Annotated in this window: 12 protein-coding genes and 1 pseudogene; 9 read left to right on the forward strand and 4 right to left on the reverse strand. The window is 68.9% G+C overall.

Going from position 1 to position 17,304, the window contains the following annotated elements:
• The first annotated feature begins 33 nt into the window (after nucleotides 1-33).
• A complete protein-coding gene (locus AB8P05_RS17410) occupies nucleotides 34-1,308 on the forward strand; it encodes a glycerate kinase type-2 family protein (protein ID WP_472759537.1) in 1,275 nt (424 codons plus the stop codon).
• Here AB8P05_RS17410 and AB8P05_RS17415 read toward each other — a convergent pair.
• The gene (locus AB8P05_RS17415; RefSeq protein ID WP_472759538.1) at nucleotides 1,292-1,999 is read right to left on the reverse strand and encodes a GntR family transcriptional regulator; all 708 of its coding nucleotides are present in this window, start codon (nucleotides 1,997-1,999) and stop codon (nucleotides 1,292-1,294) included. The two genes, AB8P05_RS17410 and AB8P05_RS17415, sit on opposite strands and share 17 nt — an antisense overlap.
• A 225-nt stretch (nucleotides 2,000-2,224) precedes the next feature.
• On the opposite strand from AB8P05_RS17415, the gene AB8P05_RS17420 reads away from it, so the two are divergent.
• From AB8P05_RS17420 to AB8P05_RS17450, 7 genes and pseudogenes are all read left to right on the forward strand, one after another.
• Nucleotides 2,225-3,250: an ABC transporter substrate-binding protein gene (locus tag AB8P05_RS17420; protein WP_472759539.1), complete on the forward strand. Its 1,026-nt coding sequence runs from the start codon at nucleotides 2,225-2,227 to the stop codon at nucleotides 3,248-3,250.
• Between the two features lie 183 nt (nucleotides 3,251-3,433).
• Complete coding sequence (locus AB8P05_RS17425; RefSeq protein WP_472759540.1) at nucleotides 3,434-4,240, forward strand: ABC transporter permease; 807 nt, start codon at nucleotides 3,434-3,436, stop codon at nucleotides 4,238-4,240.
• 4 nt (nucleotides 4,241-4,244) lie between these two features.
• Nucleotides 4,245-5,027, forward strand: a complete 783-nt coding sequence (locus tag AB8P05_RS17430; RefSeq protein WP_472759541.1) for an ABC transporter ATP-binding protein — start codon at nucleotides 4,245-4,247, stop codon at nucleotides 5,025-5,027.
• Nucleotides 5,028-5,251: 224 nt separating this feature from the next.
• A pseudogene (locus AB8P05_RS17435) lies at nucleotides 5,252-6,360 on the forward strand (amidohydrolase family protein).
• A gap of 35 nt (nucleotides 6,361-6,395) precedes the next feature.
• Nucleotides 6,396-7,127 (forward strand): maleate cis-trans isomerase family protein, encoded by a 732-nt coding sequence (locus AB8P05_RS17440; protein WP_472759542.1) that lies wholly within the window; start codon nucleotides 6,396-6,398, stop codon nucleotides 7,125-7,127.
• Between the two features lie 23 nt (nucleotides 7,128-7,150).
• Nucleotides 7,151-8,599 carry a dihydropyrimidinase gene (gene hydA, locus AB8P05_RS17445; RefSeq protein WP_472759543.1) on the forward strand — a complete coding sequence of 483 codons (1,449 nt, stop codon included), beginning with the start codon at nucleotides 7,151-7,153 and terminating at the stop codon, nucleotides 8,597-8,599.
• A gap of 263 nt (nucleotides 8,600-8,862) precedes the next feature.
• Complete coding sequence (locus tag AB8P05_RS17450; protein ID WP_472759544.1) at nucleotides 8,863-11,370, forward strand: bifunctional diguanylate cyclase/phosphodiesterase; 2,508 nt, start codon at nucleotides 8,863-8,865, stop codon at nucleotides 11,368-11,370.
• 55 nt (nucleotides 11,371-11,425) lie between these two features.
• On the opposite strand, the gene uxuA is transcribed toward AB8P05_RS17450, so the two are convergent.
• The 3 genes from uxuA to AB8P05_RS17465 form a co-directional block, all read right to left on the reverse strand.
• The gene (gene uxuA / locus AB8P05_RS17455) at nucleotides 11,426-12,616 is read right to left on the reverse strand and encodes a mannonate dehydratase (protein WP_472759545.1); all 1,191 of its coding nucleotides are present in this window, start codon (nucleotides 12,614-12,616) and stop codon (nucleotides 11,426-11,428) included.
• Between the two features lie 54 nt (nucleotides 12,617-12,670).
• Nucleotides 12,671-14,194, reverse strand: a complete 1,524-nt coding sequence (locus AB8P05_RS17460; RefSeq protein WP_472759546.1) for a mannitol dehydrogenase family protein — start codon at nucleotides 14,192-14,194, stop codon at nucleotides 12,671-12,673.
• A 149-nt stretch (nucleotides 14,195-14,343) separates the two neighbouring features.
• A complete protein-coding gene (locus tag AB8P05_RS17465; RefSeq protein ID WP_472759547.1) occupies nucleotides 14,344-15,702 on the reverse strand; it encodes an MFS transporter in 1,359 nt (452 codons plus the stop codon).
• 452 nt (nucleotides 15,703-16,154) lie between these two features.
• Between AB8P05_RS17465 and AB8P05_RS17470 the strand changes: the two genes are divergently transcribed.
• Nucleotides 16,155-17,291 (forward strand): GGDEF domain-containing protein, encoded by a 1,137-nt coding sequence (locus AB8P05_RS17470; RefSeq protein WP_472759548.1) that lies wholly within the window; start codon nucleotides 16,155-16,157, stop codon nucleotides 17,289-17,291.
• Nucleotides 17,292-17,304: the final 13 nt, after the last annotated feature.

Consider the following 17,304-nt stretch of genomic DNA (forward strand, 5'->3'; position numbering starts at 1 on the left):
CCTTTCCCATCATCGACCCGAGCGAGGAACAGCATGATGGCCGCCGATCCGCGCGACCTCCTGCGGCGGATGTTCGACGCCGCCATCGCCGCAGCCCAGCCCGCGCGGTGTCTGCCGGCCCATCTGCCGGAGCCGCCGAAGGGGCGGCTGATCGTGATCGGCGCCGGCAAGGCCTCCGCCGCCATGGCGCGGGCGGTTGAGGACAACTGGCCGGGGCCGCTGACGGGGATCGTCATCACCCGCTACGGCTATGCCGTGCCCTGCCGGCGCATCCGCATCGTCGAGGCGGCGCATCCCGTGCCCGATGCCGCCGGGCTGGAAGCGACGCGCCGCCTTCTGGAGCATGTGCGCGGCCTGACGGCGGACGATCTGGTGCTGTGCCTGATCTCCGGCGGCGGCTCCGCGCTGCTGACGCAGCCGCTCGACGGGCTGACGCTGGAGGACAAGCAGGCGGTCAACCGCGCCCTGCTCGCGTCCGGCGCCACGATTTCCGAGATGAACTGCGTGCGCCGTCACCTGTCGGCGGTGAAGGGCGGACGGCTGGCCGCCGCCTGCGCCCCGGCGCGGGTGCTCACGCTGCTGATCTCCGACGTGCCGGGCGACAATCCGATGGACATCGCCTCCGGCCCGACGGTGGCCGATCCCACGACTTGCGCCGACGCGCTGGCGATCATCCGGCGCTACGGCATCGCGGTTCCGGCGGCGGTGCTTGAGGCGCTGGAAAGCGGCCGCGGCGAGAGCATCAAGCCCGGCGACCCGCGGCTGGCCCGTGCCGAGACGCGCATCGTCGCCACCCCGCAGATGGCGCTGGAAGCCGCCGCGGCGGTGGCGCGCGAGGCCGGCTTTCCCGTCCATATCCTGGGCGACGCCATCGAGGGGGAGGCGAGGGACGTCGGCAAGGCGATGGCCGGCATCGCCCTGCAGGTGGCGCGTCGAGGACAGCCCTTCACCGCGCCCTGCGTGCTGTTGTCCGGCGGCGAAACCACGGTGACGGTGCGCGGTGCCGGCCGCGGCGGGCGCAATGTGGAGTTCCTGCTGTCGCTGGGCGTGGCACTGGACGGCTGTCCCGGGGTGCATGCGCTGGCCGGCGACACCGACGGCGTCGACGGGGTGGAGGAGATCGCCGGCGCCACTCTCGGCCCCGACAGCCTCGCGCGGGCCTGGGCCCTTGGGCTCCGGCCGAAGGAGAGCCTTGCCGCCAACGACGGGCACGGCTTTTTCGAAAGGCTGGGCGACGGCATCGTCACCGGCCCGACCCTGACCAACGTCAATGATTTCCGCGCGATCCTGATCACCGGACCGTGCTGAGACCGCCCTCGCTCCCATCCTGCCGCAGGCTGCGCAGGACAGCATCGGCGGTGCGGCGGCTGTGGTCGGCCAGCAGGGCGGCTGCAGCGGCGGCATCGCGGCGGCGCAGGGCGTCCATCACCGCCTCATGCTCCGCCAGCGAATCCTGCCAGCGGCCGGCATCGTAATTCGCCAGCGAGCGCGCCCGGTTGAGCTGGGCGGCGAAGCCGCGGTAGGTCGCCTCCAGCACCGGATTGCCGGCCATGGCGACGATCCAGCCATGGATGCGGCGGTTGGTGGCGGAATAGGCGGCACGCTCCCCCGTCTCGAACTGGGCGACGAGATCGGCGTGCAGCCGGTCCAACTCCGCGAACGCCTCGGCCGAGCCGTTGGCGCAGGCAAGCCGGCCGGCGAGGCTCTCCAGCGCCTCCATCACCTCGAAGATCGCCGCGATCTCCCTGGGATCGATGGGCGTCACCACGGCGCCGCGGTGGGGCCGCAACTCCACCAGCCCTTCGGCCGCCAGCACGCGCAGCGCCTCGCGCAACGGCGTGCGGGAAACGCCCAGCTGCTCGCACAGCTCCATCTCCGGCACGCGGCGGCCAGGCGGCAGTTCCCCCTCCAGGATCATCGCCCGCAGCTCCGCCACCGCGGAGTGATGCAGCGTTTCGCGGCGCAGGGGGCCGGTGGCGGGCTTTGCGGGGCTGTCCATGGTCGATCCGGTGGGGCCTGTTCTGCTGCATACTTGGGCATTCATGCCCAAACGATGCCATGCGCTTAAAAATAAGGCAAGGAACCTCGTTGATGGTGCTCTACGTATAAACCAATCTAAGACACTGGAAAATTTGGATAATCACAGGATAGAGATTTTGTATACAATCTGGCACGGGGCTTGCGACATGTGTGGAAACGCAATCGCATCAGGAGCCGAAGCCCCATGTCGATCCGGTCCCTCACCCTGAACGCCATCACCGCCACCGCGCTGGCCCTGTCCGCGCTGGCCGCCGCTGCTCCGACGGCAAAGGCCGCCGATGCGGAAGCGGTGAAGCTCGGCTTCGCCAAATGCGCCCATTGCCTGCCGATGGCGCTGACGCCCGATCTGGCGAAGGGCGTGTCGATCGAGGCGATCAACTTCAACTCCGGCAACGACGTGCTGACGGCCCTGGTGTCCAAGAGCATCGACGTGGCGCAGGTCACCTACCTCCACTACGTCACCGCGCTGGACAAGGGGTTCGACGTCGTCGCCATCTCCGGTCAGGTCAATGGCGGGTCGGAGATCGTCACCGCCAAGGGCATCGACCTGAAGGCCGGCGACTGGGCTGGGCTGAAGGCGCTGGCGGCCGCCCGCAAGGCGAAGGGCGAGCCGCTGCGCGTCGCCGCCTCGCGCGGGAACGCACAGGACATCCACATGCGCGGCGCCCTGCAGAAGCACGGCATCGACGCCAACAAGGACGTCCAGTTCATCAACATCCCCAACCCGTCCGACCATGCCGCCGCCCTGCAGCGCGGCGAGGTGGACGTGATCTGCACCGTTGAGCCCTTCGCCTCGCAAATCCGCAGCACCGGCGTCGGCGCACATTTCGCGCTGCCCTATGACCAGGCGGCCGGCAACCTGACCAACCTGATCGTCACGCGGTCCGACGTGATCAAGGAGCATCCGAAGGCGGTGGAGGCCACCGTCGCCTCCGTCGTGGCGCTGGTCGACAAGCTGAAGACCGACCGCACCGTCTGGGTCGACACCATCAACAAATACACCGGCCTCAACAAGGACATCGCCGCCGCGTCGCTGGAGAACGCCTTCCCCGACTACGCCATCCACAAGGACAGCACCGTCGCCATCGCGACGATGATGCGGGAGCTGAAATACATCGGCAAGGACGTGTCGGACGCCGCGGTGCGGAACATCGACTACCGGTTTCTGGAAGCGGTGACGAAGAAGCCGAAGAGCGAGCTGGGGGGCTGAGGGGGCGTCGACCACTTAGCCCCCTCCCTAACCCTCCCCGCTAACGCGGGAGAGGGAACTCCGCCGCTGTTGCGCCTACTCCCTCTCCCGCGATCGGACCGGCCTTCGGCCGGCCGAGGGCGGGGGAGGGTCGGGGAGGGGCATCCGACGCTTTTCCGCCGACGATATTCAAGGAGCCGGTCCATGACCGCATTGTCTAAATACTGGGAGCGCGCGGTCGTTCCCGTCCTGATCCTCGCGGCCTGGGAGATCGTGTCGCGGTCCGGCCTGTTGCCGGCGGCGCTGCTGCCGGCGCCTTCCGTCGTGCTGCACAGCTGGGCCGACTGGGTTTTCGGCTTCGACGAGACGGCGCAGGCGAACAGCGGGCGCTGGCTGGCCGATGCGCTGTCCAGCGCGGTGCGCGTCGCCGCCGGATACGGCATCGCGGTGGCGACCGGCGTGCTGCTGGGCATCGCCATCGGCTGGTGGAGCTGGGTCGAACGCGCCATCGAGCCGACCATCCAGATGCTGCGCCCGGTGCCGCCGGTATCCTGGATCCCGGTGGCGATCATCTGGTTCGGCATCGCCAACAAGCCGGCGATCTTCCTGGTCTTCCTCGGCGCCTTCTTCCCGATCCTGATGAACACCATCCACGGCGTGAAGACCGCCGACCGCAACCTGATCCGTGCCGCCTCGATGATGGGCGCCACCGAACAGCAGCTATTGCGCCATGTGGTGTTCCCGGCGGCGCTGCCCAGCATCTTCGCCGGCCTGCGCATCGGCATCGGCGCCGCCTGGATGCTGACCGTCACGGCGGAGATGGTCGCGGTCAAGAGCGGGCTGGGGTACGTGCTGTGGGACAGCTATTACTTCCTGCGCTACGACCTCGTCCTTGCCGCGATGGCCAGCATCGGGCTGCTGGGCTACGTCACCGACGCGCTGATCAAGCTGCTGATGTCCGCGGCGCTGCACTGGCAGCACGCCTCCACGCTTCAGAGCCGGGAGGGCTGACCCCATGGCCTCCATCGAACTTCAGAACATCACCAAGATCTACAGCGACCCCAAGCGCAAGCGCGACCTGCTGGCCATCGACGACGTCAGCCTGACGGTGGAGCGCAACGAGTTCCTCTGTCTGCTCGGCTCGTCGGGCTGCGGCAAGTCCACCCTGCTGAACATGATCGCCGGCTTCGAGAAGCCGACCAAGGGCACCGTCACCGTCGGCGGCAAGCCGGTGGACGGCCCCGGCGCCGACCGCGGCATGGTGTTCCAGCAGGCCAACCTGATGCCCTGGCTGCCGGTGTGGGAGAACATCGCCTTCCACCTGCGCCTGAAGGGCTGGCGCAAGGCCGACCGCCGCGCCGCGGCGCAGGAGTACATCGACCTCGTCGGGCTGAAGGGCTTCGAGAACCATTATCCGGCCGAACTGTCGGGCGGCATGAGCCAGCGCGTCGGCATCGCCCGCGCCCTGCTGATGAACCCGCAGGTCATCCTGATGGACGAGCCCTTCGCCGCGCTGGACGCCCAGACCAAGATGGACATGCAGGAGGAGCTGGTCGCCATCTGGCAGAAGCAGCGCTGCACCATCGTCTTCGTCACCCACAGCGTGGACGAGGCGCTGGTGCTGGGCACCCAGGTGGCGGTGCTGACCAGCCGGCCCGGCCGTCTGCGCGAACGCATCGAACTGGATCTGCCGCGCCCGCGCGACATTACCAGCCCGCGCTTCAACGACCACAAGCGCCACATCCTGAACCTGATCCGCGAAGAGGGCCTGCAGCAGCGGCAGGTCGCCGCAGCATGACCGACGCTTCCCAACCGCTGGATTTGTTGCTGACCGGTGCCACCGTCATCACCGGCGATGAGGCGGGAGTGATGGAGGATGCCGCACTCGGCATCCGCGATGGGCGGATCGTCCATCTGGCGCCGGCCGCACAATCCACGCCGCCGGCCAAGCGGACGCTGGCGCTGCCGGGGCGTCTGGTGACGCCAGGCTTCGTCAACGCCCATCTGCATGCGGTGCTGGTGATGGTGCGCGGCGTCGCCGCCGACCTCGGCTTCGCCCCGTCCTACACCCCGGGCGTGCCCAAGGGCACCGACGCCACGCCGGAGGAGGCCCGCGCGCTGGCCCGGCTGGGCGCGGTGGAGGCGCTGCTCGCCGGCTCCACCCTGGTCTGCGACCATTTCGTCCATGCCGACGCGACGCTGGACGCGATGGCGGACCTGGGCCTGCGCATCCATGCCGGCTGGCGGGTGCATGACGTCGATTTCGCCCGCGTGCCCAAGGGCGAGTGGAGCTTCGATGCCGCGCTCGGCGAGGATCTGCTGCGGCGGACGCTCGACCTGCACGACCGCTGGGACGGGGCGCGTGGCGGGCGCATCCGCGTGCAGATGGCGGCCCATGCGCCCGATACCTGCTCCCCGCCTTCCTGCGCAGGCTGTCCGAGGCGGCGGCGGAGCGCGGCATGCGCGTCAACACCCATCTGGCGCAAAGCCGGGTGGAGGTGGAGCGCGTGAAGGCCGCCACCGGCATGACCCCGGCGGCGCTGCTGGAGGAAACCGGTCTGCTGAACGACCGGCTGCTCGCCACCCATTGCCTCTATGTGGACGAGACCGACATCGCCCGGCTGGCGCGGGCCGGCGCCCATGCCGTCCATGTGCCGAAATGCAACGCCGCGTCGGGCCGGCTGGCGCCGACCCCGGCGCTGAAGGCGGCGGGCGTCAATCTGGCGCTCTGCACCGACACCCAGCATGGCGACATGGTGGAGGCGATGCGCTGGGCACTCGCCACCGGCCGCATCGGCCAGGGCGGCGTCACCGCCGACTGGCAGCCCGCCGACGTCTTCCGCATGGCGACGCTGGGCGGAGCCCGCGCCGTCGGGATGGCCGACGAGATCGGCACGCTGGCGGTCGACAAGGTGGCCGACCTCGTGGTGTTCGATACCCGCCGACCGCATCTGCGCCCGCTGACCAACCCGCTGGGAACGCTGGTCCACACCGGCCGCGGCAGCGACGTGGAGATGGTGATGGTGGACGGCGAAACGCTGGTCGAGGACGGCCACCCCGTCCATGCCGACCTGGAAGAGATTTGCACAGAGGCCGACAAGGCCGCCCGCGCCCTGTGGGCGCGTGCCTGACCCCCACTCATTCAAAGAAAGACGAGTCCCCCGAGATGACCAAGCGCGTTCTTCTGGGCATGCTGACCCCGTCCTCCAACACGGTGCTGGAACCGGTGACCGCCGCCATGCTGAGCGGCCTGCCGGAGGTGAGCGCCCATTTCGGCCGCTTCACCGTCAAGGAGATCTCGCTGCGCGCCGCAGCACTCGACCAGTTCACCGACGCGCCCTTTCTCGACGCCGCCCGGCTGCTGGCCGATGCGCAGCTGAACGTGATCGGCTGGAACGGCACTTCGGCCGGCTGGCTCGGCTTCGACGCCGACGTGAAGCTGTGCAAGGCCATCGAGGATGAGACGGGGATTCCCGCCTGCACCTCCATGCTGGCACTGAACGAGATTCTGGAGACGACGGGGCGCAGGCGTATCGCCATCGTCAGCCCCTATCTGGACGAGATCCAGCAGACGATGGTCGCCAACTACAACGCCGCCGGCTTCGAGGTGGTGGCGGAGCGGCACCTGAACGACCGCGGCAACTTCTCCTTCTCCGAGATCTCCGAGGAGCGGATCGAGCGCATGTGCCTGGAGGTGTCGGAGGCCAAGCCGGACGCCATCGCCATCATCTGCACCAACATGCGCGGCGCCCCGGTGGCGGAGCGGGTGGAGAAGGCTCTGGGCATCCCTGTTTACGACACGGTGTCCACCGTGCTGTGGAAGTCTCTGCGCATGACCGGCGTCGATACCCGCCGGGTCCAGGGCTGGGGCAGCCTGTTCCGGGAACTGCACGGCTGACGGCGGAAAGAGGGGAGGGGAGCATGGACTTCGATTTGGTCATCCGCAACGGCACGGTCGCCACCGCGTCGGACGTGTTCAAGGCCGATGTCGGCATACGGGACGGCAAGGTGGCCGCACTCGGCAGCGGGCTCGCCGCCGGACGGGAGGAGATCGACGCGGACGGCTTGCTGGTCCTGCCGGGCGGGGTGGACGGCCATGTCCATTTCGACCAGCCGACCGGCGACTCTTCGGTGATGGCCGACGATTTCCTGTCGGGCACCCGCTCGGCGGCATTCGGCGGCACCACCACCGTGCTGCCCTTCGCCTGCCAGCAGAAGGGCCAGTCGCTGCGCGCCGCGGTGGAGGATTATCACCGCCGCGCCGCCGGCAAGCCGGTGATCGACTATGCCTTCCACCTGATCGTCACCGACCCGACGGAGCAGGTCCTGGGACAGGAGCTGCCGGCGCTGATCCGCGACGGCTACACCTCCTTCAAGATCTACATGACCTATGACGCGCTGAAGCTGAACGACCGCCAGATCCTGGAGGTGCTGGACATCGCGCGGTCCGAGGGCGCCATGGTGATGATGCATGCGGAGAATGCCGACTGCATCGCCTGGCTGACCGAGAAGCTGGAGCGCGCCGGCCAGACCGCACCCTTCTTCCACGGCGTCTCCCGTCCCCGCGTGGCGGAGCGCGAGGCGACCCACCGCGCCATCTCGCTGGCAGAGTTGGTGGACGTGCCGATCCTGATCGTCCATGTCTCCGGCGCCGACGCGGTGGAGCAGATCCGCTGGGCCCAGGGGCGCGGCCTGCGCATCTATGCCGAGACCTGCCCGCAATACCTGTTCCTGACCGCCGACGACCTGGGCGGGGCAGGGGGCGACGCGGGGTTCGAGGGCGCGAAATGCATCTGCTCCCCGCCGCCGCGCGACGCCGCCAACCAGAAGGTGATCTGGGATGGGCTGACCGGCGGCACCTTCCAGGTCTTCTCCTCCGACCACGCGCCCTTCCGCTTCGACGGGCCGGGCGGCAAGAAGGTGAACGGCGAGAAGGCCCCCTTCCGCTGCGTGCCCAACGGCATACCGGGGGTGGAGACGCGGCTGCCGCTGCTGTTCTCCGAAGGTGTGATGAAAGGTCGCATGGAGCTGACGAAGTTCGTCGAGCTGACCGCCGCCAATCCCGCCCGCATGTACGGGCTGCACCCGCGCAAGGGCACCATCGCCGTGGGATCGGACGCCGACATCGCGATCTGGGACCCGGCGCGCAAGGTGACGATCACCAACGCCATCCTGCACCACGCGGTCGATTACACCCCCTATGAGGGCATGGAAGTCACCGGATGGCCGGTGGTGACGCTGTCGCGCGGGGAGGTGGTGTGCCGTGACGGCGCGCTGCTGGCGTCGCCCGGCCGCGGCACCTTCCTGCCCTGCGGCCTGCCGGCCCCGGCCCGCCCGAAGGGAGCGCCCGCACCGGCACTGCCTTTTTAAGGGTCGTACCTGATTGCGAAAACCGGTTCTATGACGAAAGGCAAGGTATCGCGCAGCATGGGAGCGGCTGCGCGGTAAGATTGATATGCTTGCCCTGCGGACAGTTCTCATAAGCGGAAAATTAACGGGAGGGAGGGCATAATAATTGTGATGTTCTGAAACCGGTAACTTTCGTGATGATTTCCTCCCGCTCTCCGGTACTCTTCGATCGCGCCACGGGCGATGCTCGCCGGCTCAATATGGTGGGCTTGCTTTTTGTCGCGATGGTTGTGCTGACCATCGCGTTCCTGCTGTTCATGGCGCTGGAGACGGCACGCCGGATCGACAGGACGGTGGCGGATCGCACGAAGGCGGAGATCGTCGACGCGGTGGCCGATCTGGGCGCCGCGATGGGCAAGAAGGCCGAGGAATACAGCCTATGGAACGACGCCGTCGACCATCTGGTGGTCAGGTTCGACGGCGTCTGGGCCAATGCCAATGTCGGCCCCTATGCGGAGCGCCTGTGGGGGCTGGACCGTGCCTATGCCTGGAACGGTCGCGACGGGCTGATCTATGCGTCCAGGAACGGCGCCCTGCGCAGCGATCTGGATGTGGCGGCCCGCGAGGCGGCGGATCTGCGGCCGGTGCTGGCGGCGGCGCGGACCGCCCGCCGGTCGGTCAGCGGCATCGTCCATATCGGGCAGACGCCCTTCGTCTTCGGCGCCCGCGTTATCGAATATGAGGAGGGGCGCGCCGCCCTGCCGCCCGACCCGCAACAGCCGGTCCAGGTCTTCCTGACCACGCTGGAGGGGGAATTGGCGAAGCTTGCCGGCTCGCGGCACATCGACGACCTGCGCGTGGTCCCGATCGACACGCCGGCCGTTCCGGCCCTGGCCAGCCTGCCCCTGCAGGCCATCGCCGGACAGCCGGTCGGCATCCTGACCTGGATGCCGGAACAGCCCGGCGGCACGCTGGTCCGCCGGATCGCCCCCTATGCCGCCGGCTTCGCATGCGCCCTGCTGGCGCTTCTCTTCCTGCTCCAGCGCGTGCTGCAGCGGCTGAAGCGGCAGGAGCCGCTGCGGCTCAGCGAGGCGCGGCTGGCCCAGGCGCAGCGCGTCGCCCGGCTGGCCTACACGGTCCATCTGCCGGAGGAGCGGCTGGAGGTCTCCGCCAATTTCCGCGAGCTGATCGGCCTGCCCGGCGAGGCCGGCCTGCCCACCACCGGCCTCTATCTCGACCGCGTGATGCCGGAGCACCGGCAGGAGGTGCAGGAGGCCTATCGTCGCGCCTGGGAGGAGAACAGCCGCTTCGACATCGAATACCGCGTCACCCGTCCCGACGGCGGCCATCTCGATCTTCAGGAGGTGGGGGAGCCGTTCCACGATGCCGACGGCCTCGTGCTGGGCCTCATCACCGCGATCCAGGACGTCTCCGCCCGCCGCCGGGCGGAGGAGACCATCCGGCATCAGGCCAATTACGACGCGCTGACCGGCCTTCCCAACCGGCCGCTGTTCTACGACCGGCTGCGGCAGGCGCTGCGGCGGGCGGCGCGGCTGCGCAACCGCATGGCTCTGCTGTTCATCGACCTGAACCGCTTCAAATGGGTCAACGACACGCTGGGCCACCAGACCGGCGACGTGCTGCTGCGCGAGGCTGCGCAGCGGATGGCCGCCTGCCTGCGCGAGTCCGAGACCATCGCCCGGATCGGCGGCGACGAGTTCACGGTGATCCTGTCGGACATCGGCGACCGCGAGGACGCCGAGCGGGTGGCGCGCCGCCTGCTCGATTGCCTGTCGGAGCCGTTCCGCATCGCCGGGCAGACCCTGCACATCTCCGCCAGCATCGGCGTCACCTTCGCCCCCGACCAGGGAAGCGATCCGGAGCTTCTGGTGAAGAACGCCGACGTCGCGATGTACCATGCCAAGCGGCTGGGCACCGCCAACTGGACCTTCTACGACCCGGCGATGGACGCCGACGCCCTGGCCCACCTGCAGCTGGAAAACGAACTGCACGAGGCTGTGGCGAAGGGGCAGCTCATGCTCTTCCTCCGGCCGGTGGTGGATGTCGCCGGCGGCCTGCTGGCCGGCGCCGAGGCGGAGGTGCGCTGGAACCATCCCGAGCGCGGCCTGCTGCCCGCCGCCGGATTCCTGCATCTGGCCGAAGCGAACGGGCTGATCGTGGCGATCGGCGGCTGGCTGCTGGATGCCGCCTGCCGGCAACTGGCGGACTGGCGCGACCGCGGCGCCGCCGGCCTGCGCCTGACCGTGCCGGTGTCCTCCCTGCAGCTCCGCCATTTCGGCTTCGAGGACCAGGTGGCCGGCAGCCTTGCCCGCCACGGCGTTCCGCCGGACCGGCTGGTGCTGGAACTGCCGGAGGCGGCCATGCTGTCGCCGCAGGCGGAGATGACGCGGACGATGCAGGCGCTGCGCGCGTTGGGAATCGCCTTCTCCGTCAGCGGATTCGGCACCGGCTATGCGTCGCTGGGCCATCTGCGGCGGCTGCCGGTGCAGTTCCTGAAGATCGATCAGGCGATCCTGCAGGACATGGCCCGGAACCCGGGCAACCAGGAGATGGTGCGCGCCATCGTGGCGCTGGCCCGCAGCATGGACCTGACCGTCATCGCGGAGGGGGTCGAGACGGGGGAACAGCGGGCGCTGGCCGGCGAGGTGCGCTGCGTCTACGCCCAGGGACGTTTCCTCGGCGAGCCGGTCCCGGCCGGGGAGTTCGACCTGACGCCCAGGGCCGGAGGGAGCGGACCGCTTTGCCCGGCGGACAGCGGGGATCGTTTGTGAAAGGCGACGGGCGCCGGGGCCCCTCTCCCCGCACTGGAGAGGAGCCCCGACGCAGTCACGCCACCCGCTTTTCGCGGAAGGCCTCGATGGTCCGCATCACGCCCCGCAGCTCGGCGAGGCCCTTCAGCCGGCCGACGAAGGAATAGCCGGGGTTCATCGTCTGGCCGATGTCGTCGCCCAGCAGATGGCCGTGGTCGGGACGCATCGGGATCTGGGCGTCGGCGCGGCCGGCCTGCCGGCGGCGGGCCTCCTCGTCGATCAGCGCCGCGGCCACGCCGATCAGGTCGGTGTCGCCGCCGAGATGGTCGGCCTCGTAGAAGGACCCGTCCGGCTCGTGCGTGGTGTTGCGCAGGTGGACGAAGTGGATGCGCGGGGCGAATTCCTTCGCCATCGCCACCAGATCGTTCTTCGGGTTGGACCCGAAGGAGCCGGTGCACAGCGTCAGCCCGCAGGCTTCCTGCGGCACGGCCTTGAACATCGCCCGCACGTCGTCGGCCGTGGACATCACGCGCGGCAGGCCGAAGATGGGGAAGGACGGGTCGTCGGGGTGGATGCACAGTCGCACCCCTTCCTCTTCGGCGACCGGCGTGATCTCGCGCAGGAACTCGACCAGGTTGGCGCGCAGATCCTCCACGCCGATCTCCTGGTACAGCTCCAGCATGCCGCGGAAGCTGTCGCGGTCATAGGCGAAGTCGCGGGCGGGCAGCCAGTCGATCAGGTTGCGCTCCAGCTCGGCCACCTGTTCCACGCTCATCGCCTCGAACCGCGTCTTGGCGGCGGCGATGTGGGCGGGATCGTAGCTGGCCTCGGCGTTGCGGCGCTTCAGCACGAACAGGTCGTAGGCGGCGAAATCGACGCTGTCGTAGCGCAGGGCATAGCCGCCGTTCGGCAGCCGGTGCATCAGGTTGGTCCGGCTCCAGTCGGTGATGACCATGAAATTGTAGCAGATCACCGGGATGCCGGCGCGGGCGACGTTGCGGATCGACTGCTTGTAATTGTCGATCTTGGTGCGGAAGTCGCCGGTGCGGGTCTTGATCTCCTCGCCCACGCCGATGCTTTCCACCACCGACCAGGTCAGGCCGGCGGCCTCGACCATGGCGCGGCGCTTCATGATCTCTTCGGTGGTCCAGACGCTGCCCTGATTCATGTGATGCAGCGCCGTGACGATGCCGGTGGCACCGGCCTGACGTGCCTTCTCCAGGGTGACGGGATCGTCCGGGCCGAACCAGCGCCAGGTTTCCTGCATGTTATGGTCCTTTCAAAAACGGGTTTGCCTGCGGCGGCCGTGACCGCCGCGAATTCACGGGGTGGCGAGGAAGGCGGCCAGCGTTTCGCGGACGCCGACGGTCATCAGGCTGTCGAGATGGCGGACCACCGCGTCGCGGAAGCCGGTCTCGGCGACCAACTCCGGCGAGAAGATGTCCTCGATGGCGAACAGGGCCGCCGCCAGCGCACCGGCATCGCCGGCATGGACGCGGGCGATGCGGGTCAGTCCCGCCGCCATCGGATCGGCCACCGCATAGGCGTTGCCGGCCTCGTCCTTCTCCAGCAGGAAGCGCATCCAGGCGGCGACGGCCAACGGGATCACACTCGGTGCCTTGCCGGCGGCGAACAGCTCGCGGGCCGGCTCCAGCAGGCGCGGCGGCAGTTTCTGTGATCCGTCGGACGAGATCTGGATGGTGCGGTGGCGGATGCCGGGGTTGCGGAAGCGCGCCTCCAGCGCCGCGGTGTAGGCGGGGATGTCGGTTCCCGGCACCGGCGGCAGGGTGGGGATCAGGTCGGACGCCCACAGCCGGCGCATGACGGCGGGCAGCTGCGGGTCGGCCATGGCGTCGGCGATGGTCTCGATCCCGGCGATCACCGACAGGTAGGCCAGCAGCGAATGGGCGCCGTTCAGGCAGCGCAGCTTCATCAGCTCGAACGGATGGACATCGTCGACCAGAATGGCGCCGGCCTTTTCCCAGGCCGGGCGGCCGAGCGGGAAGCGGTCCTCGATCACCCACTGCTTGAACGGCTCGGTCACCACCGGCCACGCGTCGGCGCAGCCCAGCGCCGCGTCCACCGTGGCGCGGTCGGCGTCCTGGGTGGCCGGGGTGATGCGGTCGACCATGGTGCAGGGGAAGCTGACCTGCTCGGCGATGTAGGCGGCAAGCTCCGGGTCGCGCAGCTCGGCGTAGCGGACGACGATGCCCTTAACCTTGATGCCGTTCTGGGCGAGGTTGTCGCAGACCAGCACGGTGAAGGGCGCCACCCCGGCGGCGCGGCGGCGGCGGATGGCTTCGCACAGCAGTCCGGGAACGCTGCGCGGCGCCGCGGGATCGGCAAGGTCGGCGCGGATCAGCGGATGCGCCTCGTCCAGCGAGCCGGTGGCGGCGTCCTGGCAATAGCCCTTTTCCGTGACCGTCAGGGTGACGATGCGGATCTCCGGCTTCGCGGTCAGGGCCAGCACCTGCTCCAGCTGGTCGGCGGTCACCATGGCGTCGAGGAAGGAGCCGAGCACGCGCAGGCGGTCGCGGCTCTCCTCGCGCACCAGCAGCGTGTAGAGGCAGTCCTGCGGCTTCAGCGCGTCGCGGATGGCCGGCGACAGCGGATCGACGCCGACGATGCCCCAGTTCTTGTCGCCGGTCGCCAGCACATCGTCGGTGTAGGTGGCGAGATGGGCGCGGCAGAAGGCGCCGAGGCCGATATGGACGATGCCCGGCGTCACCGCGGCGCGGTCGTAGGCGGGGCGCTCGACGGATTCGGGCAGGCGGCGGAGGGTTTCGGGGGAAAGGCGGGTTTGTGAAGGACGGGCCGCCAGCAGGGCGGTGTTCGCGTCGGGCATGATGGGCTCCGGTTCGCGGCGGTCGCTGCGGTCACCCTTTTTCCGCTGTCGCGGAGTGTCGCGGGGGGCCGGTGCACCGTCATTCGGTCAGGCTTGGATGGTTCGGAAGAACTCCGGGGCGGGTGCCCCGGAGCCTTGGGGCGGATGTGTCAGACCTCGATGCCGGCCGGGGTGCGGCCCGACCCGGTCTTGGGCAGCACGAAGTGCATGATCGCGAGGCCGACGAGGTAGAGGACGGAGGCGATGCCGAACAGCACCTGATAGTTGCCGTTGGTGGCGTCCAGCAGGCGGCCGACGCCCATCGACACGAACATGCCGACGAAGTAGGCGCAGAAGCCGCCGATGCCGACCACCGAACCCACCGCATTGCGCGGCATGGTGTCGGACACGATGGTGTAGACGTTGGCCGAATAGCCCTGGTGGGCGGAGGCGGCGATGCCGATCAGCAGAACGGCCAGCCACATGTTGGACACGGTGGAGGCGAAGAAGACCGGCAGCACGCAGATGCCGCAGACCAGGAAGGTCAGCTTGCGGGCGCGCAGGGGCTTCATGCCGCGCTTGATGAGGTGGGAGGAGAACCAGCCGCCGCCGACGCTGCCGAAATCGGCCATGGTGTAGATGATGATCAGCGGCAGCATCGCCCCGAACAGGTTGACGCCATACTGCTTGTTCAGGAAGCCCGGAACCCAGTTCAGGTAGAACCACCAGACCGGAGCGGAGAAGCAGGTGCCGACGATGTTCGCCCAGGTGCCGCGGTAGCTCAGCAGCTTGATCCAGGGGATGTTTTCCTGCGGCAGAACCGGGTCGCTGCGGATATAGGCCAACTCCTCGGCCGTCAGCTTCGGATGCTCTTCCGGCTTGCGGTAGATCAGCAGCCAGGCGATGACCCAGAAGAAGCCGATGCCGCCGGTGACCAGGAACGCGGCCTGCCAGCCGAAGGCGACCAGCAGGATCGGCACCAGGATCGGCGCCACCACCGCGCCGACGTTGGAGCCCGCGTTGAAGATGCCGGTGGCGAGCGCCCGCTCCTTGGCCGGGAACCACTCCGACACCGCCTTGATCGAGGCCGGGAAGTTGCCGCCTTCGGTCAGGCCGAGGCCGGCGCGCGCCACCTTGAAGCCGAAGACGCTGCCCATGAAGGCGTGGATGCAGGCGAAGAAGCTCCAGCCGGCGACGGCGGCCGGCAGGCCGATGCGGATGCCGATCTTGTCCATCAGCCGGCCGCAGCCGATGTAGCCGAAGGCGTAGGCCAGCGAGAAGGCGGCGACGATGTCGCCGTAATCGGACTCGGTCCAGCCCATGTCGCCCATCAGCGTGGACTTCAGCAGGCCGAGGACCTGACGGTCCATGTAGTTGATGGTGGTCGAGAAGAAGAGCAGGGCGCAGATGGTCCAGCGGTAGCGGCCGATGGCCTTGCTTACCGTGACCGCCGCCTTGCCGATGCCGGTCCTGCCGGCCGGCTCCGCCGACTGCGCGGGGGCGGCGTCGGCAATGATCTGTTCGCTCATGATTTGGCGTCTCCAGCCAGGACGCGGGTCACCGCCGCCGGTCTTCGATCCCGCACCCATGGCCGATCCTGCATCGGTCATGAACGCGCCGAAGGGCATGCGCGGAAGCCGGCATTCCGGGCTCCCACGTTGCGTCGGGCGTTGGTTTCTCGCGCTTCAGCACTGTTTCCTGGAGCAGTCCGGCCATCGTCGGGAGCGGTGCCGCATCGGTACCGTTCGTGGCGTTGCATACTACCATTCCAGTTGCTGGTATGGTAGTTGCGCCCCCGGCCGGCGGTCAACCGCGCCATCTGCGGCATTTCGTCAGGTCCGCCGCTGGCCGAAAACCTGCGCGGCCACATATCACAATGGGCGGTCGCCGCCATCGCATGGGGGTAACCCTAATGTACAATATTAGGATATCCGCATGAGGATGGCGGGCTGAGACCGGACAGGATGCGGGAGGCGGCAGGGTGGGGGAACCGGACGCCACGGCGGCGATCATGACGGCACTGGCCGGGGGCGTTGGCCTCCTGGCCCTGATGACCCTCGCTTACGGCACCGTCCTCTACCGGCTGGGTGACCAGCCGTTGCTGCGGCAGATTTGCCTGGGCCTGCTGTTCGGCGCTGGCGGCGTCGCGGCCATGCTGCAGTCGGTCCCGGTGGCGCCCGGCGTCTATCTGGACGTGAAGGCGGTTCCGGTGGCATTGGCCGGCCCCTTCGGCGGAACGCTGGCCGCCATGCTGGCCGCCGGCATCGTTGCGACAGGCCGCATCGCCGTCGGCGGCGCGGGCATGCTTCCCGGCGTGATCGGGATTTTGCTGGCCGGCGGCATCGGAGTCCTGATGGCCCAGCTGACGCCCGCTGCGGAATGGCGGGGAGCGAGGCCGCTGTTCCTGCTGGCACCCGTGGCGTCGTTCCACACGCTCAGCATCTTCGTGCTGCCCTGGGGCGTTGCGCTGCCGACATTCCTCCATGGCGGCGCGCCGGTCGCCCTCTTCACGGTGGTGGGCATCCTGATGCTGGGAACGATGCTGGCCCGCGAGCGCCGCCGTGTCCACACCGAGCGGGTTCTCCGCGATGCCGCACTCAGCGATCCGCTGACCGGCCTTGCCAACCGCCGGGCCTTCTTCGGAGCCATCGACCGGGAGGTCGCCGGTGCGCTGCGCCACGACATGCCGGTGTCGCTCCTGCTGCTGGACATCGATCATTTCAAGGAGGTCAACGACGCGCGCGGACATGATGCCGGCGACGCGGTGCTGGTGGCCCTGAGCCGGGTGTTCCAGCGCGGCGTGCGGCAGAGCGACCTCGTCGCCCGCTTCGGCGGCGAGGAGTTCGCCATCCTGCTGCCCTGCACGTCGCTGGAGGGTGCCTTTCTGCTTGCCGAACGCCTGCGCAGTGCCGTGCGCGATTGTGGTATCCAGCATGACGGCGCCGTCCTGCATGTGACCGTCAGCATCGGCGTCTCGACCCTGGCCCCGAACGCGGACCGGCCCGACACCTTGATCAAGGCGGCGGACATGGCGCTCTACCGCGCCAAGTCGGACGGCCGGGACCGGGTGTGCCGCGACCGCGCGCTCTGCCCGCCGGAACCGGTGCCGGCGGTCTAAGCGCCGTCCGCGT

This window comes from Azospirillum sp. VT-I1 (assembly GCF_055698305.1).